Raw genomic sequence first — 25,073 nt, 5'->3', positions numbered from 1 at the left:
TTTCAATTCTGACTTGGAGAAAGGACGGTACATACTTCTACCTCTCCTTCTTCATAGTTTTCCTTTAACATATTAACAAAAGAAAAACGATTTTGTCCTTGACAAAATCGTTTTTCAACAGTCTGAAGCAAGAGGTGATGTCCCTCTTGCTTTTATCTTTAGCACCAAGCCGCACCGACAATAATGAGTAAGATAAACAACACAACGATGAGCACAAATGTTTTTCCGTATCCTGGGTATCCATATCCATATCCACAGCCATATCCGTACATAACGTTTCCCCCTTTACTGTTTCATTAATATCCCCAGCCACCCATATAAGCACTACCAACAATGATTAACAAAATGAACAATACAACGATTAACGCAAAGCCTCCGCCGTGATGATGTCCTCCACTCATCTTTTGACACCTCCTTCTTGTACTAACAACCTATTCAGTTGTTAAGAAAAAGGTTAGGGTTTTTTGAAAAATGGGTGAAAAACACGCCTGCCCTACAGACATCCTTTACATGTTTAATGATTTTCCCCTTCGTCTTTCCCGTGTACTAGAAAGTGAAAATAAAAGCAAGGCAGTCCAAATGCAGCTAAATGCATATACATGAGCATTTGTAAACGGCTCATGGAACAAAAACACACCAAGAAGTAAACTTAACGTTGGTGAAATATATTGCAAAAATCCTAAAAGGGTTAACGAAATATGCTGAGCCCCCTTGGCAAAATATAAAAGGGGCAAGGCAGTCGCCGGACCAGCCCCTACAAGCAATAACATCGTTGCAAACGAAAAAGAAGCAACGTGTAGCTGTCCAAACGAGTGTATAATGAATATGAGCGCAAAAGGAGTCACAAGCATCGTCTCAACAGTCAAACCAATTGTTGCGTCAATCGAAATCACTTTTTTCACAAGACTATATAGCGCAAAGCTACAGGCAAGCGAAAGCGCAACCCATGGAATTTTTCCATATTCAATCGTCATAAGCAAAACTCCAACAGCTGCTAGAATAAACGATACGGCTTGCCATTTGTAAAGACGCTCTTTTAATACAACGACACCTAACAATACGTTTAACAATGGATTCATATAATATCCTAAACTTGCTTCAATCATATGATTATGGTTGACAGCCCATATGTAAATAAACCAATTAACGCTAATAAGTAGCGATGCAACGATTAAAGCGATGGCACGCTTTTTTTCTCGCCATAACAATCGACATGTATGCAAAAATGTAGACCAACTTTTTTGAACGATCAACAACGCAATCATAAAAAAAAACGAAGCAACAATACGATAAGATAAAATTTCCTTCGCCTCGATATGTTCGAGTAATTTCCAATACAAAGGCAATATTCCCCACAATACATAAGCGAGCAAGGCATAGATCGTGCCAAGTTTTTTATTTTCCATTTTGCAGCTCCTTCCTTCATCTCAATCCTCATGCTCATACGGCTCAATATGCACATGAGCATAAACAACGCCATATTTTTGTTCAAGCAAACGCTCAACTTGATCCGCAATGTCGTGACTTGTTACAACATTTAAATGTGGGGCGACACAAATAATAACGTCTATGACAACATCATTGCCATACATTCTCCCCTTAATATCTACCACCTGCTCCACGCCGTCAATATGCTCAATGTCCTGTTTATACTTTTGTAGCGTTTTGTCATCAAACCCATCCGTCAACGTATGAGACGCCTCTTTAAAAATGCCCCATGCGGTCTTGCAAATGATAAATCCAATAACAAAAGCGGTGACAGGGTCGAGCCAACGCATATGTAACTGGGCACCTATCACACCAACAATGGTTCCTACACTAACAAGTACATCGGACAAATGATCTTTGGCAGCAGCGGCAAGCGCTTGGCTATTTGTGACGATAGCTAAACGCTTATTGAACATATATACGGCAAACATAAATACGGCTGAAGCGCCAGCCGTCCATACTGCCACTAAATCCGGCTTTACATACTCCCCTTCCTTCAACGTTTGCACGGCGTTTACTAATACGTCTAATCCGATAGACATCATAATAAACGCTGCGATTAAAGAAGAAATATGTTCTGCACGCGAATGGCCATACGGATGGTTATCATCACGAGGTTTTTTTGCGATGAGTAATCCAATTAAAATGGCGGTAGAAGCAAGAATATCAGTAAAATTATTCCACCCATCTGCTTTTAATGCTTCAGAACTTGACATATATCCGACGTACAACTTAGTTAAAGATAAAACAATATAAGCACCAATGCTTACCCATGCCCCCATCTCAGGCTTCATTTGTGTCATATGCTCCACCAACTTCTCAATCATTTTTGCGTTAACATTGTACCAAGCGTACATCGTGTGGGTCTATAGCAACAAAATTGGTTCATTGAAGAACAATAGCAAACATGCAATAACATTGCCCTTGACCAATTTTATTATTGACGACCGATCCGTATATATGATAGATTGTTTAGTGTTTCATCACTCTACCAATTTATCAAACTAAAGTATTTATGGAGGTCACGATTATGAACGCTGTTATCGTCTCAGTACTCGTCATGCTTATTCTTAGCTTAATGCGAATGAATGTTGTGCTTTCTTTATTAATTGCATCGTTAGTAGGAGGATGGCTCGGCAAGCTCGGCCTTTCTAAAACGGTAGAAGTGTTTTCAGAAGGATTAGGAAATAGCGCCGAAGTAGCGTTAAGTTATGCATTGTTAGGCGGCTTTGCCATCGCTATTTCGAAAACTGGCTTACCGAACGCTATAGTTCATATCATTATAAAAACGGTTGGAAGACAAGGGGAAGGAAAAAGAAAACAATATTCCAAAGCGCTTGTTCTTCTCGTTATTTTACTCATGTCCTGTTTTTCACAAAACTTAATTCCAATTCATATTGCGTTTATTCCTATTTTGATTCCGTCACTTTTGCACGTCTTAAATGAACTACATGTGGATCGTCGGTTAGTCGCATCAATCATTACATTTGGTTTAATTACCCCATATATGTGGTTACCTACCGGATTTGGGGCGATCTTTCATGATATTGTGCAAACAAATATGGCTCAAGGTGGCCTAGTCGTTACAAAATCAGATATTCCAAAGGCGATGTTTTTACCTTCGCTCGGAATGACTACTGGTTTACTTATCGCTTTGTTCACGTACCGAAAACCGCGTGTATATAAACAAGTAAACCTAGAAAGTGAAGACACGCAATCGTTTCAACAACGTGGGGTGTGGTTTGCGATCGTCGCTGTCATGGTCGCCTTAACTGTTCAACTTCTGCTCGATTCCATGATTTTTGGCGCATTCGCGGGAATCGTCGTCATCTACTTCAGCGGATGTATTCGTTTAGCAGAAAGCGATCGTTTATTAACAGACGGAATGCGCATGATGGCATTTATTGGATTTGTTATGTTAAGCGCCTCAGGTTTTGCTAACGTATTAAAACAAACCGGGCATATTGAGAAACTTGTTGAACAAGCAGCTTCTCTTATTGGGCATAACGTGGCGCTTGGTGCATTACTTATGTTAATTGTCGGGCTGCTCATTACGATGGGAATCGGGTCTTCATTTTCTACCGTCCCAATTATCGCGACCATTTTTGTTCCGCTTTGTATGAAGCTTGGGCTTAGCCCAATGGCAACCATTGCGATTATTGGCGCGGCGGGCGCGCTTGGTGATGCAGGATCACCCGCCTCAGATAGCACGCTCGGTCCAACATCCGGTTTAAATGTTGATGGTCAACATCACCATATTTGGGATACATGTGTTCCAACATTTATTCACTACAATATTCCCGTTATTATTTTCGCATGGATCGCGGCCATCGTACTATAAGTATAAAAAGGAGCTACTTTCACGGTAGCTCCTTTTTTGTCGAAACATTTTCGCGCATTCCGACATTTTTTTCAAAAGAAATATGTTAATGTATTGTAAAGTATATTTCAATTTTGTAAATATGCACAGAGGAGGGATTGAAACGATGATTTCACAATTTATCGGTCAAACAGAGGCAGCGATCCTCCACTTTTCCAACTCATTATTGGCAGAGATCGAATTAAAAATTAAGAAAAAACAAATTATTTCACAACATCAAGCGACGAAATATGCGAAACGCCAAATTGACTTATTTGTAAAACGACTGCATTTGCGTAAAGCGCTAACTGCTGTATATCAATCTGAATTATATATTTACGTGTCTAAAAAACTGGCTTACCTATTTAAACGATATCGTGTTCTCCACTGTTTGTAGTCTCATATTTTCTTTACGATTTGAAAGTACTCCTCTAGCGTAATTTGTTTCTCATAAATGACTTTGGCAGCTTTTTCACCGACATAACGCAAATGCCAAGGCTCATACTGGTATTTTGTTATATGTTCTTTTCCTTTCGGGTAGCGAATAATGAAACCAAATTCATGCGCGTGCTCGGCTACCCATTTTCCTTCTAATGTATCGCCAAATGCAGGTGTTATCGCATATTGAACGCTTGGACTTGTAATATCGATCGCTAATCCTGTTTGATGTTCACTTTTTCCAGGCATCGCAACAGCAACGACGGCCTTTTCTTCTCCTAATCGTTGAACTTCAGAGGAGAACAATTGTTGTTGCCGCTCATACGAACGATAACCCGACACTGCATACAACGTGATTTGTTGTTTTTTTGCTGCTGTAAACATTGCTTCTAACGCCTTGGCCGCTTCTGCGCGCATATAACGTTTTTCGACATTTGTCTCTTTAAACGTAAACGGAACATTTGGGATGACTAAGTCAGCCGGTTTGTAGTTAGCTGGCAATTGTTGCTCCTTATTTACTAGGGCTAATATGTTGTCCGGATTAGTAATGACTTTTATCCCATTTTGCACTTCAATCTGGTTCCAAAACCGTTCTTCAAGTACGAGCTCCTCTTGTACCTCCGCTTCAGAAGACGGCGCTGGCGTTTCAGACGATCGTGCCGGCTGTTCGACTTGTATAGGGGGACTAGGTTTTTGTTCTTGCTCATACAATCCAGACGATTGACAGCCACTAACGACCATAACAAAACAATATAACCATTTTTTCATCTCTTTCTCCCTCACGAATGGAAGAAAGCTCCGCGGAAAGTAATCCACAGGAGCTTTCTAATTATTTACTTATTGACGGATAGCCGTTTCAAGCGCAACCTCAATCATTTCATTGAACGTCGTTTGTCGTTCTTCAGCCGTTGTCTCTTCTCCTGTTAAAATGTGATCACTTACCGTTAATACTGACAACGCTTTGCGACCGAATTTAGCAGCTAGAGTGTAAAGTGCTGTCGTTTCCATTTCTACCGCTAACACGCCGTAACGGGCTAGCTTTTCAAATTGCGCATTTTCATTGTAAAACATGTCGGCTGTAAAGACACTTCCAACTTTTAGTTGCAATCCTTTTTCTTTTCCAATTTCATATGCTGTTTTCAGCAAGTCAAAGTTAGCCGTTGGAGCATAATCAATGCCTCCGAATGTCATACGATTCATTTGGGAATCGGTTGAAGATGCCATCGCTAAAATGACATCACGAACTTTGACATCTTTCTGGATCGCCCCACATGTTCCAACGCGAATTAATGTTTGAACATTGTAGCTTTGCATCAGTTCAGTAATATAGATAGAGATGGACGGAACCCCCATCCCTGTTCCTTGAACGGAAATACGATGCCCTTTATATGTACCAGTAAATCCAAGCATTCCTCGAACTTGATTATAGCAAGTCGCCCCTTCTAAAAACGTTTCGGCAATATATTTTGCGCGAAGCGGATCCCCAGGAAGCAAAATTTTATCCGCGATGTCATGCTCTTTTGCACCAATATGAACACTCATTTTTTTATCCTCCTTCTTCTGTCCATTCTTGCATATATACTATACCACACTCCTATGTTTCGCTAAAGTATTGTTTTTCATGTACAAAAAAAGAGGGGAACCCCCTCAAGATATTTTCCGAAAATACTTCGGCTTCACGTATAAAACTTTTTTATCTTCACTAACAACATATTTTTTCTTTGCTTGCTCATAATGTTCATACATGAGGTAACAAACAACGTAAATTGGCAACATCGCTTCTAAAGAAGCTAAATAAATGAGATAAAACGGATGTGCGTTTGTTTCGAACATGCCGCTAAATACATAGTAAGCGCTTGCAATAACAACGTTAGTTATACTAATGTTAGCGAAATGAAGAAGGAAAATTTTTTTTCTCCGTCCAATGAGCCGCTCTAGCTCAAATTTAATAAACAATGAACAGAAGATCGCAATAACCCCGATGACCGCAGAAACAATGAATGCAAACATTGCTCATCCCACCTCATATGTATATTTTTTGCCATCTTGTCGATGTTAATAAGTAACTTGATGTAAAGGAGGGTTCCAATTGGGAAAAAAACACCGCAATCGTATCAATAGCCCAAAGAAAAATAATCATGTTCCAAAGGAAATATTGACCGCCGAAGCTGAAGCACACGATAAAGAGTATAGTGCAGAAAAACGAAAAAAATAATCCCCTTGTTTGCACAAGGGGAAATATTTATCATACTCTAACCTTGTGCTAATTGTCTATATACAATATAGCACAATTTTGTGAACATTTAAAGACATTTTTTATCGCACATGCATACGGTGAATACGCTCCCATCCATCTGGGCTTAGGCGATAAAAAAATTGTCCATATCTCCCTTCGTCAATAAGCAAGATGTCGCCTGTCCCTACGTAGCGCGCATCATAATCTTTCGGCACTAGATCAGGAACGTTAAACATTCGATAAACTTCTGCTAATACGTCATCGTGATCTTCTCCGTTTACTGTTAAGCGATATACTTGGCGGTACCCTTTTATTTGACCAAATTGCGGGGTTTGAAAAAGCGTTACATCATAACATTGCGTTGATTTTAATATTTTCTCCATAAACATCCGAATCACCAATATCCACTCCCTTTTTTCTTTTTGTAACTATTAGCGATTCGTTTTGTCGATTCCTTTTTCATTTTTTTACTATTTTTGTCGAATATATATAAAGTTCCGACATAATTATACATAAAAAAGACTGGGGGCTCCCAGTCTTTTTAAGCGTATCGTCGAATGAGTGAAGCAAGATCTGTTTGTAATGTTTGGATGTGCTGTTCATTAATCGTCACGCGAATGAACGTCTCATCTAAATCGAGTGCTTCCGCAAACAACCCAGCCAGCCCACGCGCACGTCGATCCACTTGAATAAGCAATTCAAACGCATTTGTCCCTTGGGCAAAAAAAATGATTTCCACTTCATCAAGCTTCCCATGAAATTCTCCTCGAACTGGTACAAACTCAAACTCTTGAACAAAAGGAAGTCGCTTACGAATACGATAAGGAGCTTCTTTACATTCGGCTTCTTTCAATCGGAATCCCAAGTTTTCCATCACTTGAAATACCGCATTCATCACTCGGTTAGGTTGAACACGAATATAATCTTCGTCCGTTGGGTCAATCGCATTTTTTATGTCAAGTCCCGTGTGCAACCATACTCTTGCTTTTCCAACTGTGATCGGTGTATCAAGCGGAAGAGAAAAAGAAAACGGAAACTCTTTCTTTTCTCCGGCACGAATGACAAAGGACTGAGCGATTTTCCACTTTTCAATAATTGCATGTTTCGTCACTTTTCGATCATCGACTTCCTTCGTATATGTGGCACAAAGGGATAAATATATATCATCAATCTGTTGATCTATGCTCCCACCTGTCACCTCAACGATTCCTGTCATACGTTCACCAAGCGATAATTGTGACTCATACAATTTTGTATCTACCTTCGCTGCACCAATTCCAATACTTGCTAACACTTTGTTGAATAAGCCCATAAAAATAGCCTCCTCTTATTTTTCATTTCCTATATGTCATACGAACGAAAAAAGAAAATGTTTCAAATAAAAAACGACGGAACGACCGCCGTTTTATTCATCAACCATTTCCTCGTCAATAATACATTTTTCAATTAAATAATCAAACATAATATCTGCTATTTCTTCAATTTCGCATTCCGTCGGAACAAAGCCCCTTCGAACAAGTTCATTGTAAAAGAACTCTGCAATTTCTTCCGTATCGATAACCACTTCAATTTCTTTCACAATATCGCCCCCTTTGTATTATGTTATGAGAAAATCATTCACTTATGTCATCCGTTTTTTATGTATATTTGCCGTTATATACACATACGTTGAAAGTAAAAAGAAACGGAGGACAAGCTTATGGATGAACGAATCGATCGATGGATGGGAACGATCACGAATACATTATTTTATAGCATCATCTTTTTTTGTGTTCCTTATTTCATGTATGTGGTATGGAAATATTTATAATTTTTATTCGCGTCGTTTCCGCTTTGTAAATTTTTTAAGCTGCTCGACAATTTGCTCCATCATTTGCTTATACTGTTCATCGCCAAATCGGTCGTACAACCATTTATAGTCGTTATAAATATCTAATAACCCATCAATAATCTCTCGTTCTTCTTGTTTCCGGCGCAGCCGCTCATTTTCAAATTTCCTTGATATCACATGAATGTCACTCCAATGTTAAACATGATGATTAGTAATAGTATATGTACATATAAAAAAGCCGACACACAACGTCGGCTTTTTTATATCGCATAAGATGCTGGAGCAAAGTCAACATCAAATCCTAAATCCTCTAACATTTGAAAATCAGCATGTTTTTCTTGTCCAGCTGTCGTTAAATAATCTCCAACAAAAATAGAGTTTGCAGCATATAAACCGAACGGTTGTAAACTGCGTAAATTTACCTCTCTCCCTCCGGAAATGCGAATTTCTTTCGTTGGATTCATATAACGAAACAGCGCGAGCACTTTCAAACAATAGCGAGGGTTTAATTCTTTTGTCCCTGCTAACGGCGTTCCATCGATCGCATGAAGAAAATTAACAGGGATTGAGTCTGCGTCTAGTGCTTTTAAGCTTCTCGCCATCGCAATGACATCTTGCTTTGTTTCTTTCATACCGATAATGACGCCAGAACATGGGGACATCCCCGCTTCTTTGACCGTTTCTACCGTACGTACCCGATCATCGTATGTATGGGAAGTCGTAATGTACGGGTGATGCTCTTTGGATGTATTAATATTATGGTTGTATCGATCAACACCTGCTTCTTTTAACCGCAACGCTTGCTCAGGTTTTAATATCCCTAAACAAGCACATACTTTTAAACCGTACATTTCCTTAATTTCTTTCACCGCAGATACAACAATATCGATTTCCTTATCACTCGGTCCTCTTCCGCTTGCGACAATACAATATGTTCCTATTTTCGCTTCGTACGCTCGTTTTGCTCCTTGTAAAATTTCATCCTTGTTGACCATTTTATATGTCGGAACAGAGGCTTTAGATATGGCAGATTGCGAACAATACCCACAGTTTTCTGGACACAATCCTGATTTCGCGTTCATAATCATATTTAATTTCACTTTATTTCCGTAATACGTTTTACGAATACGATACGCACCTTGCAGCAATAATAACAGCTCTTCATCCGGACAATTTAATATCGAGAGCGCTTCATCGTCTGTAATTTCCCCCCCAGCCAATACACGGTCAGCTAATAATAACCAATCCATTGTTCTCCCCCTTTACTTCTAATTACCAATAATCGTATTCGATCGATCTATATATGTCAACAACATTTTTTTGTTAGTTAACAAAAAAACTAGCGAGAACGTCTCGCTAGAAATTTCACTTCATAGATTATAAAAACGTTTCGACAATATTTCTGGCAATCCATACTCCACACGCTCCTGCCTGCGCAAGTCCACGTGTAATCCCTGCACCATCTCCTCCAACATATAATCCTGAGATTTCCGTTTCAAAACGTTCGTTTAACTTTGGACGTGCGGAATAAAACTTCGCTTCAACGCCATAAAAGAGCGTATGTTCTGAAGCAATACCTGGAGTAACATCATTTAGCGCTTCTGTCATCTCAATTAAACTTTTCATTGTATTATATGGAAGGACAAGCCCTAAATCCCCCGGAACAGCTTCTTTTAACGTCGGTTCGATAAATCCTTCTTTAATTCGTTTTTCAGTTGAACGTCTACCTTTTAAAATGTCTCCATATTTTTGTACAATAATGCCACCATTAGATAGCGCATTAGCTAAACGAGAAATTTGATGAGCATATTCATTCGGTTGATCGAATGGATCAGAAAATTTATGAGAGACAAGAAGAGCAAAGTTTGTGTTGCTGCTTCCTAACTTTGGATCTTTATACGCATGACCGTTTGCAAGCATAATACCGGAATGATTTTCAACAACAACATGACCGGACGGATTGCTGCAAAAAGTCCGAACTTGCGTCCCTACGGATGTGTTAAAAATAAACTTACCTTCATATAAATGCTTATTAATTTCCTCCATCACTACATTAGACGTTTCCACTCGAACACCAATATCAACTTGATTATTTATCATTTTCAATCCGCGACGCTTCAATATATTCGTTAGCCAAGCGGAACCATCACGTCCAGGAGCAATAACGATCCGATCAGCATAAAGCACGTCTCCATTTTTCAATTGAATACCTTTGACGTGATTCGCACCGTGTATCTTTTCAGTTACAATATCACTGACTTCCACCTTAAACATCATATCAATATGGTTTCGCAAATATTCATATATGCTCTTTAAAATTTCTAAGTTTTGTTCTGTGCCGAGATGGCGAACTTGAGCACGTAGCAACTTCAATCCAGCAGCATAGGCGCGTTTTTCGATTTCCCGCACTTCATCAGTAAGTGGATCTGTAAGCGCATGAGTCGCACCGTGCTTTAAATTAATGTCGTCAACATAACGAATGAGTTCTAACACAACCGAGGCAGGCAAATAATCGGTCATCCAACCACCAAACTCACTCGTAATGTTAAACTTGCCGTCCGAATAAGCACCTGCTCCTCCAAATCCGTTCGTAATCGAACAAGCTGGCAAGCAACCTGCATAATCTTTTTTCCCAACTGGCGGCGGGCATTTCTCAATCTTTTTCTGCAAAATCGGGCAATTCCGTTTATAAATATCGTGTCCTTTATCAACAAGCAGCACGCGTGCTCCTGGCAATTTTAATGTCAATTCATAACAAGTAAAAATTCCTGTCGGACCAGCACCAACGACGATCACATCATAACGATTGTTCATTATTCATCCCTCACCTTTTCTTTTTCCGAATGTTAATATACTAGAAGATCCTTTTACAGTCAATAAAAAACGATCTTTTTTTAATTATAATCATTTAAATGTTCGTGTTTATTTCGCATAAAAAAAAAGAACGGTGTATACCGTTCCATTAAAAATAACGCTTCTTCCAAAAAACAAACGCTGTAATACTTGAAAAGGCTATCGAAACACCTAAAGCAACTAAATAAGCATACGGTTTATCTTGATACGGAATCGGGACGTTCATTCCATAGAAACTCGTCACCATTGTTGGGAAGGAAATGACGATCGTAATCGCAGCTAAAAATTTCATTACGATATTCAAATTGTTTGAAATAACAGAAGCGAACGCATCCATCATCCCACTTAAAATGCTACTATATACTTCCGTCATCTCGATTGCTTGTTTATTTTCAATGATAACATCTTCTAACAATTCTTGATCGTCTTCATACATACGTAAATAGTTTAACCGAAGCAACCGTTCCATCACAATATTGTTCGCTTTTAACGATGTAGTAAAATAAACAAGACTCTTTTCTAAACTAAGCAAAGAAAATAACTCTTTATTTTGCATCGACTGATGTAGCTGTTTTTCAATTTCACTTGTTTTGCGATTAATTTGTTTTAAATATCTTAAATAATATGTTGAAATCATATATAACATTTGCAAAGCAAAACGCGTTTTCATATACGTATAAAAGTTTTTCACTTTATTTTTTGTGAACTCTTCAAAAATTGGATTTTCTTGAAGACAAACCGTAATAAAACATGTATTTGTAATAATCATCCCAATCGGAATCGTTTCATACGTTGGAATGTTTCCCTCGTCATACGTAATAATCGGAATATCAACAATGATCAGTACGTGATTGTCTTCTTTCTCAATCCGTGAACGTTCTTCATCATCAAGCGCATCTTTAATTGAATCGATCGGAATATTAAGATGCTCCGCAATATAGCGAATTTCGCTTTCTGTTGGAGATACGAGATTTACCCAACACCCGTTTTTCAACTCATGAATTTCTTCTAATTTTCCTTGTTCATTTGACAAATACATATTCATCATGGCGTAACCCCCCTATCTGATCTACAAGAGGTAAGCGCCGCTTTTTTGTCGTTGGAGCGCCTGTTTCGTTCGTGAGCAGTACGTTCCAGCGCCAAAAAACGAAGCTACTTCCTCTATTATTGCTGGTTCTGGTTCATTTGTACTCGCCCTGCTCATAACGGAACTGTCACTCCTTTCGCTTTCATGTTCATTACGGATTAATGATACATGTTTTGCCACCATTTGTATAGTTACTTTTTTATTTTTTCTCGAATGAAGCGTCTAAAATAGAAAAATGTTTTTTGTTCTTCTATAATTGTTTATAAAGGATGGTGAACATAATGAATATACACATGTGCGATCAAGCATTTCAGTGGTACAAAGAAGAGCTTCAACTACAACGGGGGGACTTCGTTCGCTTTTTCGCTCGATATGGTGGTTGTAGCACTGTACAAAAAGGTTTCTCTTTAGGGGTGAATAAGGAAAAGCCAATCGATGCCGCAGTGACGTTAGCAAAAGATGGGATCGTTTTCTTTATTGAACAAAATGATACTTGGTATTTCGACGGCCATGATTTGCATATTGAGTTTGACGAAAAACAAAACGAGCCAGTATTTACATACAAATAAAAAGATAAAGCGGGGGTCCCCGCTTTATCTCTTTTTTGCACGCTCGTACGCTTCATGCCAGTCAGGAAAATATTTTCTAATTAAAACAGGCTGAAACGTTTCCTTTGTCACGCAAACATGTTTTGAAGTGGCTGTGGCAGCAATTTCGTTTGTTGACGTTAATACTTCATATCCATAAACGACTCGAATGCCGTCATATGATTCTACCCATGTTTTGATCGTTGCTGTTTCTCCATAACGCAATGGCTTTTTATAAGAAATTTGCAAATCGATGACGGGAGATACAATTCCCCTTCTTTCCATATCTGCATATTGAAACCCGAGCTGTTGAATAAAATGAGCTCGTCCAATTTCTAACCAAATGACATAATTCGCATGATAAACAACTCCCATCTGATCTGTTTCTGCGTAGCGAACTTCAATTTCTTTCTGCGAAACCATCATCTTTTCTCACTCTCCGAGTCTAACGATACTTTATCTTCATTTTACCATAAACATAACAAAGCAGAAACGTACACACGCGAAATTGATTATAGCATGTAAAAAGCCGCACAGATGCGGCTTTTTACAATTCATATCCTCTTTCCCGTGCCCTCGCTTCGTCTTTAATCTCCGCTCTCATTGCCTCAATCGCTTGTTCACGACGCTCATTTTTTTCCTTAATTTTTTCTCGTTCTTCTGGGCTAGCGAACGCCATCGTTTCTTCCGCTTTTTCGATATTTTCGAGCGTGTTTTGTACCATGTCCTGTAATTTCTCGACATTATCGCGACGATCATCATAATTTCGTTTCATCTTGTCATCCTCCTCATCAAAGTGAAATGTACACCATTTATCGTGTGCGTTTTTTTTTATGTTATACACATTATTTTATTTACTATAATATAGTTATGTAAACTTTAAATGAGGGCGAGTACTCGCCCTCACTCCCCTTTTGTCTGAATGACTTGTGGATGCTGACCAGATTGATCTTGCATTTGCTTCCCCTTGTTGCCGCCTGCCGCTCGTGGTTTTGTTCCAATATGTTGCGGTACAAATGGCTGTTGATTGCTTTTTGGGTTACCCATTTATTCATCCCCCCTCCCTTATAGTATGGCTTTATTACTCTGCTTTATGAAGCCAACGCGTTTCCATTTTCTCTTCCAATTTTTCTAATGCGTTCGCATCGTTCAATAGTTGTCTTTTATTTTCCATCACAAGTTCTGCGAATGTCCGCTTTCTTATTTTTCGCATCGCTCACTCACCTACTTTTTATTTTTTTCTATCTTTTCCAAACATAATGAAAAGTATACAAAAAATAGCCGACTTCTCGGCTATTTCCCCCATTTCTCTACATATTGCACCATTTGCTCATATGACATTGGCCCGATTTGTTTTTCCCGAATCATTCCTTGTCGGTCGATAATAAACGATGTCGGAATCGGTTGAATCTCATATTGCTTCATGACATGTCCATCGACATCTAGCACGACGGGGAAAGTTAAGCGATAATCTTTTATGAACTGGCTGACTTTTTCCCGTGAATCTCTCACCATCACATTGACAGCTACAATTTCTACTTGGTTATGATACTTTTCGTAAAACGTTTGCATGTCTGGCATTTCTGCTCGACATGGCGGACACCATGTTGCCCAAAAGTTCACAATAACTATTTTTCCATGAAATTGTGAGAGTTGAACTGTTTTTCCATCGATCGTTTCTAAAGAAAAATCGGGCGCCTTCATACCGATTTGAATACCAGTTGTGACCGTTTGTCTTTCTATCATATGTTCCCAAAGCATGTATGCAAAAAAAACGAATAAGACAATGATAGCGATCCACTTTTTCATCGTCATCCTCCATTTCGTTTAGCTCCTCAAAAAAGGCGCATATGCGCGCCTTATCGAATATTTTTATGCTCATTGCTCATTTTCTTTACTTCCACTTCAGCATATGAAGCAAATTCGTTATTTAAGTCGTTTTTTTGTTTTGCGTTATTGTTTCGTTGGGCGTTTGCATTCCCTAGCTTTGTTCGTCCCATTCCCTCACCTCCCTTTTATTCAAGGATAGTATGTGCGAATGGGACGATTTGCACTATAACGACTTACCATTTAATTTTTGGACATATTCCTTTACCATGTCAACGGTCACATATTTTCTCTGCGGAACGATTCCGTTTTTAGCTAGCTCATTTATTTGTTTTGTCACTTCATTAATGTTACGCACCGAAAACGTCTCACCTCGTTGACATAAAGCGACTGCTTCCTCAATGTACGCCTCCCGTTTAGCATCTAGCTCGACAAACGTACGAATGAGGGCGTGCTGTTTTTTTGAATGCGCTGTAATAGCTTGGTGAACCTCACTCATCATCCATTCCTCCAATCATATCGTAAATATGTTGTAACTCATCAATTGGTGCCTGGGCAGTTAACGCGGCAACTAATCCTTTAAAATGTTCATTCATTTGTTCGCGCATATGACGATGCAAACGATTCATTGCTGTAGTCCATTGTGTAGAATAATGAGCCACCAGTCGTTGCTTTTGCTCATCTATATACGCGGCAATCGGTTCACGTAATTGTTTTTCTAATTCTTCTTTCATGTATCGTTTTTCATCTTTTTCAAAAAAAGATTTTGCATTTTTGTACAACGTTAGCGCTTTTTTAAATATGTTTCGATCGAGTTGTTCTAGTGCGAGTGGAAATTCGATCGTCGGAAAACTAGGAAGATCCACTTTCGTTACAATGAGATCATGTACTTGTTTCCATTGTTTCTCTAACGCCATAAAATGAAGATCATAACGTTTGTTCATAAATGATTCCATTCGCAAACTAGTTGCGCGCATTTCCTGTGCTAAGTCGAATCCAATCGAATATAAAAACTCGTCTAAACATAACTGCAATGCTCTTTTTATATTTGCTTGCCGATCATGAAGAACGGAAGGATTAAATGACTCTTTAAACCAGTCTGGCAAACGGAAAAAAATACGCTGTTGAATATAATAAACTAACTCATCTAACTCTTGTTCAATTGCATGAACATCATGAGCCGGCTCATATTGTTCAATGATCTGTTCAAGTTGTTGTTGCTCTTGTTGTAATATTTGTAGCTTTTTACGTTTCATATCATCGCTTTGCTTCGCTTCTGCAATGTATTCTCCTAACCGTTGACGAGCTTGTTTCATTTGCAAGCGAGCGGAAGCGATCGCTAATGAGCCAATCTCATGATGAATGAATGGATAAAACGCCTGTTCAAACGTGCTCATCCCCGAATTGGATAGCACATCATGTTTCCACGTATCTCCATTCTTCTCTGCGAGCGCCCACTTGCTCGATAACGAGAAAAGACGCGGATGTCGAATTCCAAATTGGAGAAGCTGATCGTTAACGTAACGAACGACGGCTTGTAATTCCTCTTTTGTGTGAGCTAAATCCGCTGCATTAATAATGAAAAACATCTTATCTAAACTAAACGTATCTTTTACGCGACCAAGCTGAATTAAAAACTCGCGATCCGCTTTCGAAAAAGCGTGATTATAATACGTGACGAAGAAAATTGCGTCTGCGTTTTTAATGTAGTTAAATGCAACCCCTGTATGACGAGCATTTACAGAATCCGCGCCCGGTGTATCAACGAGAATAATGTTTTCACGAGTTAACGGACAGTCATAATATAATTCGATCCATTCGACAAAGCATGACTTTGTTTCATTCGCCACATACTCGTGAAATTGCTGAAACGAGATTGTAAGCAACTGACCAAGATTTTTCTTCATTTGCCCATAACCGCGAACGACGGCTTGTAAAAACGCCCAATGCACGCGTTCTTTTGCGTCAACAGCATGATTACGAATCGCCTTTTCGCTTTCTTCGATCGCTTCTTGCAATGAATGAACTTGCACACCGAAAAAGCGGAGGGAATGTTGCAAATCGTTTAAAAGCTGTTGTTCCGTTTTTACTTGTACCACAACGGTTCCATGTGGATATTCATCTGTCGGTGGAACAATTTTATTAATCGTTGCCGTTGTTGGATGTGGCGAAACAGGCAAGACGTGTTCGCCTATCAACGCATTAGCAAACGAAGATTTTCCAGCGCTAAAAGCTCCAAACAAAGCGATCGTAAACGTCCGTTGTTGAAGTTGTTGAACTTTCTCGTTCATTTCTTTTGCTAGCTGCTTTAATCCTTCAAGTGGAGCAATCATTTCACTAACAGTACGCAATTTTCCAATCATTTGTTCTACTGTCTCGTTCGCTAGTTGCGCCGTTTGGATGAAGCGTTCTTCTGTCACCGTTTCAAATGTGTACGAAACATTTTCTTTTCTTTGACTCCCTATTCGTTTCGTAAATGTTTCATGAACAAATGGAACAATAGCATCATCGCTTAGCGGTTTCGCGGTCGCGATGGCGTTCTGTAATTGCTGCTGAATATGTTCGCGTTGACGCGCAAGTTGTTCTAATTGTTCCCAAACCGAACGCTCCTGAGTCAGCTGATTGAGTTGTCGTTCATACACATTCAACTTCTGTTGTTTTTTTCCTCTTTCGATCATATGATCTATCAGTTGAAGTGCTACGTCACGATACAATCGTTTCATTTCATTTGCTATGTCGTTCGTATAAGTGAGCACATAATCTCCTGTGATAAGCGGTTGATTTGGCTTTCGCTCAATGATCCATTGCTCAGAAAGTGGGATAGTAAGTTGTTGCATGCGATGCAACAACTCATGATCGTGAATATCGTATCGTTGATAAAACTGTTTTAGTAGGTCCCGAACATGCCATTCCAACTGACTTTCAATGTTACGATGCAAATTCTCGTAGAAGGCACGCAATCGCCTTTTACGTTCTTCTTCCGTCTTTTGTTTTGTAAATAAAAAACCGACTTTAAAATCTGGTTGGCACGCTTCTAAATAGGCGCGCGCATGCTCCCGCGTTTCATAAGGCATCACATATGCATTATCTAGTATAGTTGCTAACTGTTGCTCAAATTGCTGTCTCGCATTTGACCACGTTTTTTTTATGTGATCAATCATATTCTCCATCTCTTCGATTTTTTCGAGAAGCTCACGATCGTTCTTAAATGAAAGCGATTGACGAATGTTTTGTTCCTCTTCTGCTTGTTGAGCTGTCAACGTTTGCATATAGTCATCAATGATTTGCTTCACTGCAATATGTATACTTTGTTGAAGCCGATCGTTTTTTTCACGAAAAAGCGACCGCAACAATTGTTTTAACGACTCGAACTCATTATATACATGCTCCTTTTGTTTCAGAGACGTATAAAAAATACGTTCAAATGTGACGCCCCATTGCTGAAATGCCTCGTCAACAGAACGAGCAAACTGTGAAAACGAAAGCTCTTCGTCGCGATGTTTATCGATTTGATTCACAATTAAGTATAACGTTTTTCCATACTGTGATAATCGTTTTGTAAACTCGAAGTTTAGCTCAGCTTGAACATGATTGTAATCCATTACATAAAAAATCACGTCCGCTAAATGGAGGGCGGACTCTGTTGCCAAACGATGCGCATCGTCTGTTGAATCAATTCCTGGCGTATCCATCAGTACAATTCCAGATGGAATCGCATCTGTTTCTTGACTAATCTCAATCATATCAATCGCATCGCCGTCCCGGCAAAACGTTTTTACTTCTTCATAGTCATAAGGAGCGGCGTATTCAATCGGCTCACTATGTTTGTAATACACGCGTGCATATGGCTCACCCGCCTTCACCTTCACTAGATTAGCACTCGTTGGAATTGGGCTAGACGGTAAAAGTGGGACACCAACTAATTCATTAATTAAACTAGATTTCCCGGCAGAAAAATGTCCACAAAAAGCAATGGTAAACTCTCCATGATACACTTTTTTTATTAATTGCTTTGTTTGATTCGCTTGCACAATCCCTCCGATCTTGACAAATTGATCATGAAGTGCGATGAGGCGATATACCCATTGTTGTAGCGATTCTGCTTTTGTCATTTGCATTCTTTCCCATACCCCTTTTTAAAAATCTACCTCCATTTTACTGTAGTTCACAAAAAAAATACATAAAAATCCCCTACTGACTAGGGGATTTTAACAAACATAACGCACGCTCCTCTGCGCGAATACGAACGGATAGTAAGTATGCGTTACATATAGTGAAGATGGCAGCCGTCCAATACGCTTGAAACATAAGCGGAATAATAATTAATTCGAACACAACGACAAAGTAATTCGGATGGCGTAACCACCGATACGGTCCTTTCTGTATCCGTTCCGCTTCTGGCAATACGATGATTTTTGTATTCCAATACCGTCCAAGTGAAGCAATAGTCCAAAGACGAAACAGCTGTAAAACAATAAATATTTTAAGCAAAATAGACCATAATGGTGACGGACGTTTACGCATTCCTTCAAGCAGAAGCGAAATAAAAAATAAGCTGTGCATACCTACCATATATTTATAGTGATTTTGTCCAAATTCTAACGCCCCCCTCCTCTTCATCCAATGTTCATTTCTTTTTGCCCAGCATAATTCCGAAATTCTTTGAATAATTAAAAGAAAAAACAGTACCCATCTCATCTTACATCTCCCCATTTAAGCAATAAAAGCTCACAACTAAATCCCGGCCCCATAGCCATCATTAAACCGTACCCTTCTTGCGTCATCGATTGTTGTAAAAAGCGCTTTAAAACAGCAAGTACAGTTACGGACGACATGTTTCCGTACTCTCGCAAAACAGACATAGCATGGGTTAACCGATCTTCACTAATATGTAAACAATCTTGATAAGCATCAAGCACTTTTTTACCGCCTGGATGCACAATAAAATGTTCCATTTGCGTCAGATCAACCCCATTTTGTTTTAAAAATGATTGGACGATTTCACCAACTGATTGACGAATCATTGTCGGAATATGCTTAGAAAACACGACATAAAAACCTTGATCTTTTATATCCCACCCCATAACGTTTTCTGTGTTGCGCATAAACGTTGTTTGCATATCGAGCACGCAAGGAGCTGTATGCCATTTCTGTACATCATCCCCTACAACACATACGCAAGCTACTCCATCCGCAAATAGCGATGTACCGATGAGGTTGCTTTTTGAAACATCATCAAGCTGGAATGTTAAACTACAAAATTCTACTGCAACAACGAGCACTTTCGCCTCTGGATAGGCCCGACAGTAATCTACTGCTCGAGCGAGCCCGGCTGCCCCACCCGCACATCCGAGCCCCCATATCGGAATGCGTTTTGTATGCACAGAAAAAGGAAGCTCATTCATCATTTTCGCTTCAATGCTCGGTGTCGCCATTCCTGTTGTGGAAATGTAAAAAATTGCTTCAATCTCTTCAAAAGGAATATTTTTGCTACGTAAGCAGCGCTCAATCGCTTCTTTTCCGTATCGAACAGCACATTCAATATACTTTGCATTTTTTTCCGCGAATGAATGAACTGTCGTATACCAATCTAATGGTTGCACAAACGTTCTTGTTTGAATATGGTCGTTTTCAAAAATAGATAGTAAACGGTCAATCTGTTCATAACGATCACGAAAAAGATTTTTTACTGTATGCATTACTTCCTTTTGCGACACACGGTATGGAAGTTGAGCTAGTTCAACTGCAACAATCTTTGGCATACATTTCCCTCCTCTCGATAATGATAATATTTTTCCTATAAATAAAATTTATACTTATGAAATAGAAAAGCTTTCCTCAATGCAGCTAGGAGGAAAGCTTTCGACGTTTTGAAAGGAGGTATGTTGTTGTGCACTTTCATTATAACGCAATTTATTGTTTCGTCACTATGTTTTTTATGTTTTCTTTGTCTGTATTTGTCGAAAAATGATGTAATTGAAACAAAAATTTTGTTATGATGAAGAAAAAGGGGGTCTTTTTATGGCGTTAGGTGAAAAAATTACAACGATTTTAAACGGAACGATCGAGTCTATTCGATCTGTCATTCCGCTAACGATGACAATCGACAAACCTTCATTGTTTACTCAACCTTTCACACAAACATCCATTAGCGTATTGATTGGGATGACGGGAGATTTACGCGGACGTCTGATCAGTGAAGGGCATGAAACGATGTTCGGAAACATTGGAGAAACGATGTTCGGCATGCCATTGGAAGGAGAAATGCTCGAATCATTTACAAGTGAACTCGGTAATATGATCGCAGGAAACTTGGCTACAATCGTATCCCAAAAAGGAATTACAATCGATATTACACCTCCAACCGTCCTCGTTGGCCAAACAAAAATTTACGGCTTTGATAAAGCTTTTCGTGTACCAATCTACTTTGAGAACAAAGGGGAATTACAACTTATTTTAACAATTGATAATGAGTGAATGAACGAAGCTTGCGCCTGTAAGCTTCGTTTTTTATTTAACATCCATCTTTTTCTAAATATTTCACACTTTTTTCACAACCTCACAAAATTCATGTGACAAAAGTCACAGCTATACCTTATTTTTACGGTTATGATGATGATAAAGTAACGAATGAACAATTTGTGAAACATGTCAAGAAAGCGTTTCATTTCACAAATTGTTTTGTATGATGTAAGTGTATACATTTCTATTTAAGGTTTATTTAGGAAGGGGGGATGAAGATGAAAACGCAATTAAACACAAACACACCAAAAACGAAAGTGGAGAAAGAACCTACATTAAAAGGAACGCTTGCTTCCGTTTTGTTTTTAGGATTTTTCCTTATTTTCACGTGGGTAAGCGTGTATTTCTTGTTTTTAAATCGTTTATAGAGAGAAAGGAGACGGGACGTTATGCACATGCATAAGTATGAAAAAATCTGGCTATTTTTCGGCATCGGTTCACTATTCGTATTTCTAGCTGTCTTAGGCGTCGGTGCATTTGCACAAGGCACACAGCCACCAAGCTGTTTAACAACGATCGACCCAGAAAAAGTAGACCAAACGCCGCCATTTGATCAGCCAGGCCTTGTCAAAACAGGAGATAACGAATATCAGCTAAATATTGTTGCTTCTGCGTTTGCTTATATACCAAATCAAGTAGAAATTCCGAAAGGTGCAAAGGTGACGATTAACGTAGCAACAAAAGACGTCATCCACGGATTTGAGATAGCGGGGACAAACGTAAACATGATGGTTGAACCAGGCTATGTAAGCAGCTATACGCAAACGTTCGATAAAGTTGGTGAGTACGTTGTTTTATGTAACGAATATTGCGGAGCCGGTCACCATTTAATGACGGCGAAAGTGAAGGTGGTTGAACAATGATGAACGGAACATGGAAAGTAGACGCTCGTGATGGCAAATTAGCAATGGCCCATATTTATGTCGCTTTCGTTGCCCTTGCATTAGGGGGACTCGCTGGTTTATTACAAGTGCTCGTACGCTCAGGAAAATTTGAATTACCGGCAGGCATTAGCTATTATACGATTTTAACAACCCACGGTGTATTACTTGGACTCGTTTTAACTACATTCTTTATCATTGGTTTTCAATTTGCTGCTGTAAGCCGTACGGCTGGAACACTTTCTGATCGCGTTCGTTTTTGGGGTTGGGTCGGCTTTTGGCTCATGACAATCGGCACAGCCATTACTGCATTTTACATTTTAATTGGTGAAGCTTCTGTTTTATATACGTTTTATGCACCTCTACAAGCACATGCAGGATTTTATATCGGTTTAACACTTGTCATTGTTGGTAGTTGGATTAGCGGCTTTGCAATGTTTGCTCATTATGCGAAATGGAAAAAAGCCCATCCGGGTCAAGTGAGCCCACTACTTACATTTATGTCTGTTGTGAATATGATTTTATGGCTCATTTGCTCGCTCGGTGTAGCGGCAACTGTATTGTTCCAACTTATCCCTTGGTCATTAGGCTACGTCGATCGCATTAACGTACTTGTGAGCCGAACATTGTTCTGGTACTTTGGTCACCCGCTCGTCTATTTCTGGTTATTGCCTGCATATATGATTTGGTATGCGATTATCCCAAAAATTATTGGCGGAAAAATGTTTTCTGACTCACTTGCTCGCATGTCGTTCATTTTATTCTTAATTTTCTCGATTCCTGTCGGTTTCCACCATCAACTCGTGGAACCTGGAATCGATCCAGCTTGGAAATACTTACAAGTTGTCTTAACGTTTATGGTCGTTATTCCATCACTCATGACCGCGTTTTCGATGTTTGCAACATTTGAAATGTATGGGCGCTCAAAAGGAGCGACAGGATTATTCGGATGGTTACGAAAATTACCATGGGGTGATGCCCGCTTCTTTGCACCATTTATCGGTATGTTGTTCTTTATCCCTGCCGGTGCTGGTGGTCTTGTAAACGCATCACACCAATTAAACCAAGTCGTTCATAACACAATTTGGGTAACTGGTCACTTCCATTTAACGTTAGCTACAACAGTTGTGTTGACATTTTTTGGCGCAGCATATTGGCTCATCCCGCACTTAACGGGACGTGTCATGACAAAAGCGATGAACCGTTTGGCGATCATTCAAACAATTGTTTGGTCTATCGGTATGATCTTTATGTCTAGTGCTATGCATTTTGCAGGACTACTCGGTGCCCCACGTCGTTCAGCGTTTTCGACATACGGTGATGCGCCACAAGCGCTTGAGTGGATCCCTTATCAAATCGCTCAAGCTGTTGGAGGAACGATCTTGTTTATCGGTATTATTCTCGTGCTCATTATCGTTACAAACTTAGCATTTTTCGCACCAAAAGGTGAAACGGAGTTCCCTGTGGCAGAAGTTGCTGAGCAAGCCGAACGTACACCTCTTGTATTCGAAAACTGGAAATTATGGATTGGCATTGCGGTTGTCCTTATTTTAATCGCATATACCGTTCCGTTTATTGATATGATCCAAAATGCACCTCCTGGATCAAAAGGATTTAAACTTTGGTAAAAAAACCGGGCACTCGCCCGGTTTTTTATAATCGATAAATATGTTTATATTTTTCTTCTAAGTATTGGATTAAGTAGATCGGATTTAGACCTTCCCCGGTTACTTCATGTAAAATATCGAGCGGTTTTTTCGTCTTTCCGAATTGGTGAACATGTTTTGTAAGCCATTCTCGAATACGAACAAGTTCCCCATTTTCAAGCAACTGATCAAATGGTAGCTCTTTCTCCATTGTGTGTTTAAACTGTGCCGCGTACATATATCCAAGCGCATACGATGGAAAATAACCGAAACTTCCTCCAGCCCAATGCACATCTTGAAGAATTCCTTCCGCATCACGCTCTGGACGAATACCTAAATACGCTTCGTATTTTTCGTTCCAAATATATGGTAAATCTTTCACTTCAATGGCGTCATCAAACAACGCTTTTTCCATTTCATATCGAACAATAATGTGTAATGGATACGTCAGTTCATCAGCTTCAATGCGAATAAGAGACGGTTTCGACTCATTAATTGCACGATAAAAATCGTCTAATGAAACATGTGAGAAGTGCGAAGCGTGTTGTTGTAATAAACTATAATATCGCTTCCAAAATGAATAATGACGAGCAATAAAGTTTTCATAAAATAGCGATTGTGATTCATGAATCCCCATTGACGTTCCATCGTACAATGGTGTCCCTGCCAGTTCTTTAGAAATATGTTGTTCATAAAGGGCATGACCACATTCGTGAATTGTACCAAATACAGCTGTTCGGAAATCATTTTCGTCATATTTCGTTGTAATTCGGACGTCTCCATCATTTAATGTAATAGCAAAAGGATGCACAGTTTCATCTAGCCGCCCTGCGTCAAAGTCGTAACCTAGCTCTTTTAAAAGCGCTAAACTAAATGCTCTTTGCTTTTCTTTCGGAAATGGTTGAAATAAAAAGCTCGTGTCCGGTTTGTGACGGGACTCGCAAATTTGTTGAACAAGCGGAACAATATGATCACGTAATTTTGAAAACACATCATCTATATACATCCAAATTGACATTTTAACCTCTGATTCACGCAGCACACCCGATGCGGCGTAACACCTCATCTGGGTGCTGTAAGACGTGCTGTTCAAACCGAGTAATCGACTGGGCGATGTCTTTTTGATCTCTATGCAAGACGTTAGCAATGACTTCATCTTTTAGCCACTTCCATAGCCGTTCAATAGGGTTTAACTGTGGGGAATACGGTGGCAAAAAGATAAAGTGAAAAGTAGCACCTTCTTGACTATCAAGGAATGCTCGCACCATCTTGGCATAATGAATACGCGCGTTGTCCAACACAAGCACGATGAATCGAT

Annotated in this window: 33 protein-coding genes and 1 pseudogene; 8 read left to right on the top strand and 26 right to left on the bottom strand. The window is 39.3% G+C overall.

Annotation, left to right across the window (positions count from 1 at the left end; translation table 11 throughout):
• Positions 1 to 158: 158 nt before the first annotated feature.
• From K1I44_RS13295 to K1I44_RS13280, 4 genes are all read right to left on the bottom strand, one after another.
• Positions 159 to 272 (bottom strand): YjcZ family sporulation protein, encoded by a 114-nt coding sequence (locus K1I44_RS13295; protein ID WP_003398685.1) that lies wholly within the window; start codon positions 270 to 272, stop codon positions 159 to 161.
• Between the two features lie 24 nt (positions 273 to 296).
• Positions 297 to 401 carry a YjcZ family sporulation protein gene (locus tag K1I44_RS13290; protein WP_003398684.1) on the bottom strand — a complete coding sequence of 35 codons (105 nt, stop codon included), beginning with the start codon at positions 399 to 401 and terminating at the stop codon, positions 297 to 299.
• Between the two features lie 105 nt (positions 402 to 506).
• Entirely contained in the window at positions 507 to 1,406 is a 900-nt protein-coding gene (gene rarD, locus K1I44_RS13285; protein WP_219986416.1) for an EamA family transporter RarD, read from the bottom strand.
• Between the two features lie 21 nt (positions 1,407 to 1,427).
• Positions 1,428 to 2,291 (bottom strand): cation diffusion facilitator family transporter, encoded by an 864-nt coding sequence (locus K1I44_RS13280; RefSeq protein ID WP_003398682.1) that lies wholly within the window; start codon positions 2,289 to 2,291, stop codon positions 1,428 to 1,430.
• A 227-nt stretch (positions 2,292 to 2,518) separates the two neighbouring features.
• Between K1I44_RS13280 and K1I44_RS13275 the strand changes: the two genes are divergently transcribed.
• Entirely contained in the window at positions 2,519 to 3,829 is a 1,311-nt protein-coding gene (locus K1I44_RS13275; protein ID WP_219986415.1) for a Na+/H+ antiporter family protein, read from the top strand.
• A 145-nt stretch (positions 3,830 to 3,974) separates the two neighbouring features.
• A complete protein-coding gene (locus K1I44_RS13270) occupies positions 3,975 to 4,244 on the top strand; it encodes a hypothetical protein (RefSeq protein WP_003398680.1) in 270 nt (89 codons plus the stop codon).
• A gap of 2 nt (positions 4,245 to 4,246) precedes the next feature.
• On the opposite strand, the gene K1I44_RS13265 is transcribed toward K1I44_RS13270, so the two are convergent.
• The 3 genes from K1I44_RS13265 to K1I44_RS13255 form a co-directional block, all read right to left on the bottom strand.
• Positions 4,247 to 5,053 carry a M15 family metallopeptidase gene (locus K1I44_RS13265; protein WP_003398679.1) on the bottom strand — a complete coding sequence of 269 codons (807 nt, stop codon included), beginning with the start codon at positions 5,051 to 5,053 and terminating at the stop codon, positions 4,247 to 4,249.
• 69 nt (positions 5,054 to 5,122) lie between these two features.
• Positions 5,123 to 5,827, bottom strand: a complete 705-nt coding sequence (gene deoD / locus K1I44_RS13260; RefSeq protein WP_003398678.1) for a purine-nucleoside phosphorylase — start codon at positions 5,825 to 5,827, stop codon at positions 5,123 to 5,125.
• Between the two features lie 105 nt (positions 5,828 to 5,932).
• Positions 5,933 to 6,295 (bottom strand): hypothetical protein, encoded by a 363-nt coding sequence (locus tag K1I44_RS13255; RefSeq protein WP_003398677.1) that lies wholly within the window; start codon positions 6,293 to 6,295, stop codon positions 5,933 to 5,935.
• Positions 6,296 to 6,374: 79 nt separating this feature from the next.
• Here K1I44_RS13255 and K1I44_RS15420 point away from each other — a divergent pair, with 79 nt between their 5' ends.
• Complete coding sequence (locus tag K1I44_RS15420) at positions 6,375 to 6,500, top strand: hypothetical protein (protein ID WP_003398676.1); 126 nt, start codon at positions 6,375 to 6,377, stop codon at positions 6,498 to 6,500.
• A 101-nt stretch (positions 6,501 to 6,601) separates the two neighbouring features.
• Here K1I44_RS15420 and K1I44_RS13250 read toward each other — a convergent pair whose 3' ends face one another.
• From K1I44_RS13250 to K1I44_RS13220, 7 genes are all read right to left on the bottom strand, one after another.
• The gene (locus K1I44_RS13250) at positions 6,602 to 6,910 is read right to left on the bottom strand and encodes a hypothetical protein (RefSeq protein WP_080629240.1); all 309 of its coding nucleotides are present in this window, start codon (positions 6,908 to 6,910) and stop codon (positions 6,602 to 6,604) included.
• Positions 6,911 to 7,062: 152 nt separating this feature from the next.
• Positions 7,063 to 7,833: a sporulation protein gene (locus K1I44_RS13245; protein WP_003396101.1), complete on the bottom strand. Its 771-nt coding sequence runs from the start codon at positions 7,831 to 7,833 to the stop codon at positions 7,063 to 7,065.
• A 93-nt stretch (positions 7,834 to 7,926) separates the two neighbouring features.
• Positions 7,927 to 8,100, bottom strand: a complete 174-nt coding sequence (locus K1I44_RS13240; protein ID WP_003396099.1) for a YozD family protein — start codon at positions 8,098 to 8,100, stop codon at positions 7,927 to 7,929.
• 234 nt (positions 8,101 to 8,334) lie between these two features.
• Entirely contained in the window at positions 8,335 to 8,529 is a 195-nt protein-coding gene (locus tag K1I44_RS13235) for a hypothetical protein (RefSeq protein WP_003396097.1), read from the bottom strand.
• Positions 8,530 to 8,612: 83 nt separating this feature from the next.
• Entirely contained in the window at positions 8,613 to 9,602 is a 990-nt protein-coding gene (gene bioB, locus K1I44_RS13230; protein WP_219986414.1) for a biotin synthase BioB, read from the bottom strand.
• Between the two features lie 127 nt (positions 9,603 to 9,729).
• Positions 9,730 to 11,166, bottom strand: a complete 1,437-nt coding sequence (locus tag K1I44_RS13225; RefSeq protein ID WP_219986413.1) for an NAD(P)/FAD-dependent oxidoreductase — start codon at positions 11,164 to 11,166, stop codon at positions 9,730 to 9,732.
• 148 nt (positions 11,167 to 11,314) lie between these two features.
• A complete protein-coding gene (locus K1I44_RS13220; RefSeq protein ID WP_003396089.1) occupies positions 11,315 to 12,253 on the bottom strand; it encodes a magnesium transporter CorA family protein in 939 nt (312 codons plus the stop codon).
• A gap of 320 nt (positions 12,254 to 12,573) precedes the next feature.
• On the opposite strand from K1I44_RS13220, the gene K1I44_RS13215 reads away from it, so the two are divergent.
• Positions 12,574 to 12,861 (top strand): HesB/YadR/YfhF family protein, encoded by a 288-nt coding sequence (locus tag K1I44_RS13215; RefSeq protein ID WP_003396087.1) that lies wholly within the window; start codon positions 12,574 to 12,576, stop codon positions 12,859 to 12,861.
• A 24-nt stretch (positions 12,862 to 12,885) separates the two neighbouring features.
• Here the strand turns inward: K1I44_RS13215 and K1I44_RS13210 are convergent, their stop codons facing one another.
• From K1I44_RS13210 to K1I44_RS13165, 10 genes are all read right to left on the bottom strand, one after another.
• Positions 12,886 to 13,305, bottom strand: a complete 420-nt coding sequence (locus tag K1I44_RS13210; RefSeq protein WP_003396085.1) for an acyl-CoA thioesterase — start codon at positions 13,303 to 13,305, stop codon at positions 12,886 to 12,888.
• Positions 13,306 to 13,426: 121 nt separating this feature from the next.
• Positions 13,427 to 13,654 (bottom strand): small acid-soluble spore protein Tlp, encoded by a 228-nt coding sequence (gene tlp / locus K1I44_RS13205; protein ID WP_003396084.1) that lies wholly within the window; start codon positions 13,652 to 13,654, stop codon positions 13,427 to 13,429.
• 128 nt (positions 13,655 to 13,782) lie between these two features.
• On the bottom strand, positions 13,783 to 13,926 hold the full coding sequence (locus K1I44_RS13200) for an acid-soluble spore protein N (RefSeq protein WP_003396082.1): 144 nt from the start codon (positions 13,924 to 13,926) through the stop codon (positions 13,783 to 13,785).
• Positions 13,927 to 13,960: 34 nt separating this feature from the next.
• A complete protein-coding gene (locus K1I44_RS13195) occupies positions 13,961 to 14,092 on the bottom strand; it encodes an FbpB family small basic protein (protein WP_003396080.1) in 132 nt (43 codons plus the stop codon).
• A gap of 80 nt (positions 14,093 to 14,172) precedes the next feature.
• The gene (locus tag K1I44_RS13190) at positions 14,173 to 14,694 is read right to left on the bottom strand and encodes a TlpA family protein disulfide reductase (protein ID WP_219986412.1); all 522 of its coding nucleotides are present in this window, start codon (positions 14,692 to 14,694) and stop codon (positions 14,173 to 14,175) included.
• A 44-nt stretch (positions 14,695 to 14,738) separates the two neighbouring features.
• A complete protein-coding gene (locus tag K1I44_RS13185) occupies positions 14,739 to 14,879 on the bottom strand; it encodes a hypothetical protein (protein ID WP_003396076.1) in 141 nt (46 codons plus the stop codon).
• 53 nt (positions 14,880 to 14,932) lie between these two features.
• On the bottom strand, positions 14,933 to 15,205 hold the full coding sequence (locus K1I44_RS13180; RefSeq protein ID WP_003396074.1) for a YpbS family protein: 273 nt from the start codon (positions 15,203 to 15,205) through the stop codon (positions 14,933 to 14,935).
• Positions 15,198 to 18,824, bottom strand: coding sequence for a dynamin family protein (locus tag K1I44_RS13175; RefSeq protein WP_219986411.1), 3,627 nt, complete (start codon positions 18,822 to 18,824; stop codon positions 15,198 to 15,200). The genes K1I44_RS13180 and K1I44_RS13175 overlap by 8 nt, the downstream gene beginning before the upstream one ends.
• Positions 18,825 to 18,897: 73 nt before the next feature.
• Positions 18,898 to 19,404, bottom strand: coding sequence for an isoprenylcysteine carboxyl methyltransferase family protein (locus K1I44_RS13170; protein ID WP_003396070.1), 507 nt, complete (start codon positions 19,402 to 19,404; stop codon positions 18,898 to 18,900).
• Entirely contained in the window at positions 19,401 to 20,468 is a 1,068-nt protein-coding gene (locus K1I44_RS13165) for a type III polyketide synthase (RefSeq protein WP_219986410.1), read from the bottom strand. Before K1I44_RS13165 ends, K1I44_RS13170 begins: the two co-directional genes overlap by 4 nt.
• A 259-nt stretch (positions 20,469 to 20,727) precedes the next feature.
• Here K1I44_RS13165 and K1I44_RS13160 point away from each other — a divergent pair, with 259 nt between their 5' ends.
• The 4 genes from K1I44_RS13160 to K1I44_RS13145 all read left to right on the top strand — a co-directional run bounded on the left by K1I44_RS13160 (position 20,728) and on the right by K1I44_RS13145 (position 23,737).
• Positions 20,728 to 21,183: a chemotaxis protein CheX gene (locus K1I44_RS13160; RefSeq protein WP_219986409.1), complete on the top strand. Its 456-nt coding sequence runs from the start codon at positions 20,728 to 20,730 to the stop codon at positions 21,181 to 21,183.
• A 263-nt stretch (positions 21,184 to 21,446) separates the two neighbouring features.
• Entirely contained in the window at positions 21,447 to 21,596 is a 150-nt protein-coding gene (locus K1I44_RS13155) for a cytochrome c oxidase subunit 2A (RefSeq protein WP_003396066.1), read from the top strand.
• Positions 21,597 to 21,617: 21 nt separating this feature from the next.
• Complete coding sequence (locus K1I44_RS13150; RefSeq protein ID WP_003396064.1) at positions 21,618 to 22,091, top strand: cytochrome c oxidase subunit II; 474 nt, start codon at positions 21,618 to 21,620, stop codon at positions 22,089 to 22,091.
• Positions 22,088 to 23,737, top strand: coding sequence for a b(o/a)3-type cytochrome-c oxidase subunit 1 (locus tag K1I44_RS13145; protein WP_219986408.1), 1,650 nt, complete (start codon positions 22,088 to 22,090; stop codon positions 23,735 to 23,737). The genes K1I44_RS13150 and K1I44_RS13145 overlap by 4 nt, the downstream gene beginning before the upstream one ends.
• A gap of 25 nt (positions 23,738 to 23,762) precedes the next feature.
• Here the strand turns inward: K1I44_RS13145 and K1I44_RS13140 are convergent.
• Positions 23,763 to 24,851 (bottom strand): annotated as a pseudogene (locus tag K1I44_RS13140) (carboxypeptidase M32); the annotation flags it as partial.
• Positions 24,787 to 25,073, bottom strand: a 287-nt coding sequence (locus tag K1I44_RS13135; RefSeq protein WP_219986407.1) for a transposase, incomplete at its 5' end; no start/stop codon positions are given. The gene K1I44_RS13135 and the pseudogene K1I44_RS13140, both read right to left, overlap by 65 nt.

This window comes from Anoxybacillus sp. ST4 (assembly GCF_019448545.1).
Lineage (GTDB): Bacteria > Bacillota > Bacilli > Bacillales > Anoxybacillaceae > Anoxybacillus > Anoxybacillus pushchinoensis.
This window is presented reverse-complemented; position numbering and strand designations above follow the sequence as displayed.

Coding starts and splice junctions, on each gene's coding strand:
- K1I44_RS13270 (WP_003398680.1), top strand. CDS start 3,975: ATGATTTCACAATTTATCGGTCAAACAGAGGCAGCGATCCTCCACTTT.
- deoD (WP_003398678.1), bottom strand. CDS start 5,827: ATGAGTGTTCATATTGGTGCAAAAGAGCATGACATCGCGGATAAAATT.
- K1I44_RS13290 (WP_003398684.1), bottom strand. CDS start 401: ATGAGTGGAGGACATCATCACGGCGGAGGCTTTGCGTTAATCGTTGTA.
- K1I44_RS13175 (WP_219986411.1), bottom strand. CDS start 18,824: ATGCAAATGACAAAAGCAGAATCGCTACAACAATGGGTATATCGCCTC.
- K1I44_RS13200 (WP_003396082.1), bottom strand. CDS start 13,926: ATGGGTAACCCAAAAAGCAATCAACAGCCATTTGTACCGCAACATATT.
- K1I44_RS13220 (WP_003396089.1), bottom strand. CDS start 12,253: ATGATGAATATGTATTTGTCAAATGAACAAGGAAAATTAGAAGAAATT.
- K1I44_RS13195 (WP_003396080.1), bottom strand. CDS start 14,092: ATGCGAAAAATAAGAAAGCGGACATTCGCAGAACTTGTGATGGAAAAT.
- bioB (WP_219986414.1), bottom strand. CDS start 9,602: ATGGATTGGTTATTATTAGCTGACCGTGTATTGGCTGGGGGGGAAATT.
- K1I44_RS13190 (WP_219986412.1), bottom strand. CDS start 14,694: ATGACGATGAAAAAGTGGATCGCTATCATTGTCTTATTCGTTTTTTTT.
- K1I44_RS13255 (WP_003398677.1), bottom strand. CDS start 6,295: ATGTTTGCATTCATTGTTTCTGCGGTCATCGGGGTTATTGCGATCTTC.
- K1I44_RS13295 (WP_003398685.1), bottom strand. CDS start 272: ATGTACGGATATGGCTGTGGATATGGATATGGATACCCAGGATACGGA.
- K1I44_RS13225 (WP_219986413.1), bottom strand. CDS start 11,166: ATGAACAATCGTTATGATGTGATCGTCGTTGGTGCTGGTCCGACAGGA.
- rarD (WP_219986416.1), bottom strand. CDS start 1,406: ATGGAAAATAAAAAACTTGGCACGATCTATGCCTTGCTCGCTTATGTA.
- K1I44_RS13160 (WP_219986409.1), top strand. CDS start 20,728: ATGGCGTTAGGTGAAAAAATTACAACGATTTTAAACGGAACGATCGAG.
- K1I44_RS13150 (WP_003396064.1), top strand. CDS start 21,618: ATGCACATGCATAAGTATGAAAAAATCTGGCTATTTTTCGGCATCGGT.
- K1I44_RS13215 (WP_003396087.1), top strand. CDS start 12,574: ATGAATATACACATGTGCGATCAAGCATTTCAGTGGTACAAAGAAGAG.
- K1I44_RS13245 (WP_003396101.1), bottom strand. CDS start 7,833: ATGGGCTTATTCAACAAAGTGTTAGCAAGTATTGGAATTGGTGCAGCG.
- K1I44_RS13280 (WP_003398682.1), bottom strand. CDS start 2,291: ATGACACAAATGAAGCCTGAGATGGGGGCATGGGTAAGCATTGGTGCT.
- tlp (WP_003396084.1), bottom strand. CDS start 13,654: ATGAAACGAAATTATGATGATCGTCGCGATAATGTCGAGAAATTACAG.
- K1I44_RS13155 (WP_003396066.1), top strand. CDS start 21,447: ATGAAAACGCAATTAAACACAAACACACCAAAAACGAAAGTGGAGAAA.
- K1I44_RS13210 (WP_003396085.1), bottom strand. CDS start 13,305: ATGATGGTTTCGCAGAAAGAAATTGAAGTTCGCTACGCAGAAACAGAT.
- K1I44_RS13250 (WP_080629240.1), bottom strand. CDS start 6,910: ATGTTTATGGAGAAAATATTAAAATCAACGCAATGTTATGATGTAACG.
- K1I44_RS13265 (WP_003398679.1), bottom strand. CDS start 5,053: ATGAAAAAATGGTTATATTGTTTTGTTATGGTCGTTAGTGGCTGTCAA.
- K1I44_RS13275 (WP_219986415.1), top strand. CDS start 2,519: ATGAACGCTGTTATCGTCTCAGTACTCGTCATGCTTATTCTTAGCTTA.
- K1I44_RS13180 (WP_003396074.1), bottom strand. CDS start 15,205: ATGAGTGAGGTTCACCAAGCTATTACAGCGCATTCAAAAAAACAGCAC.
- K1I44_RS13185 (WP_003396076.1), bottom strand. CDS start 14,879: ATGGGACGAACAAAGCTAGGGAATGCAAACGCCCAACGAAACAATAAC.
- K1I44_RS13170 (WP_003396070.1), bottom strand. CDS start 19,404: ATGAGATGGGTACTGTTTTTTCTTTTAATTATTCAAAGAATTTCGGAA.
- K1I44_RS13145 (WP_219986408.1), top strand. CDS start 22,088: ATGATGAACGGAACATGGAAAGTAGACGCTCGTGATGGCAAATTAGCA.
- K1I44_RS13165 (WP_219986410.1), bottom strand. CDS start 20,468: ATGCCAAAGATTGTTGCAGTTGAACTAGCTCAACTTCCATACCGTGTG.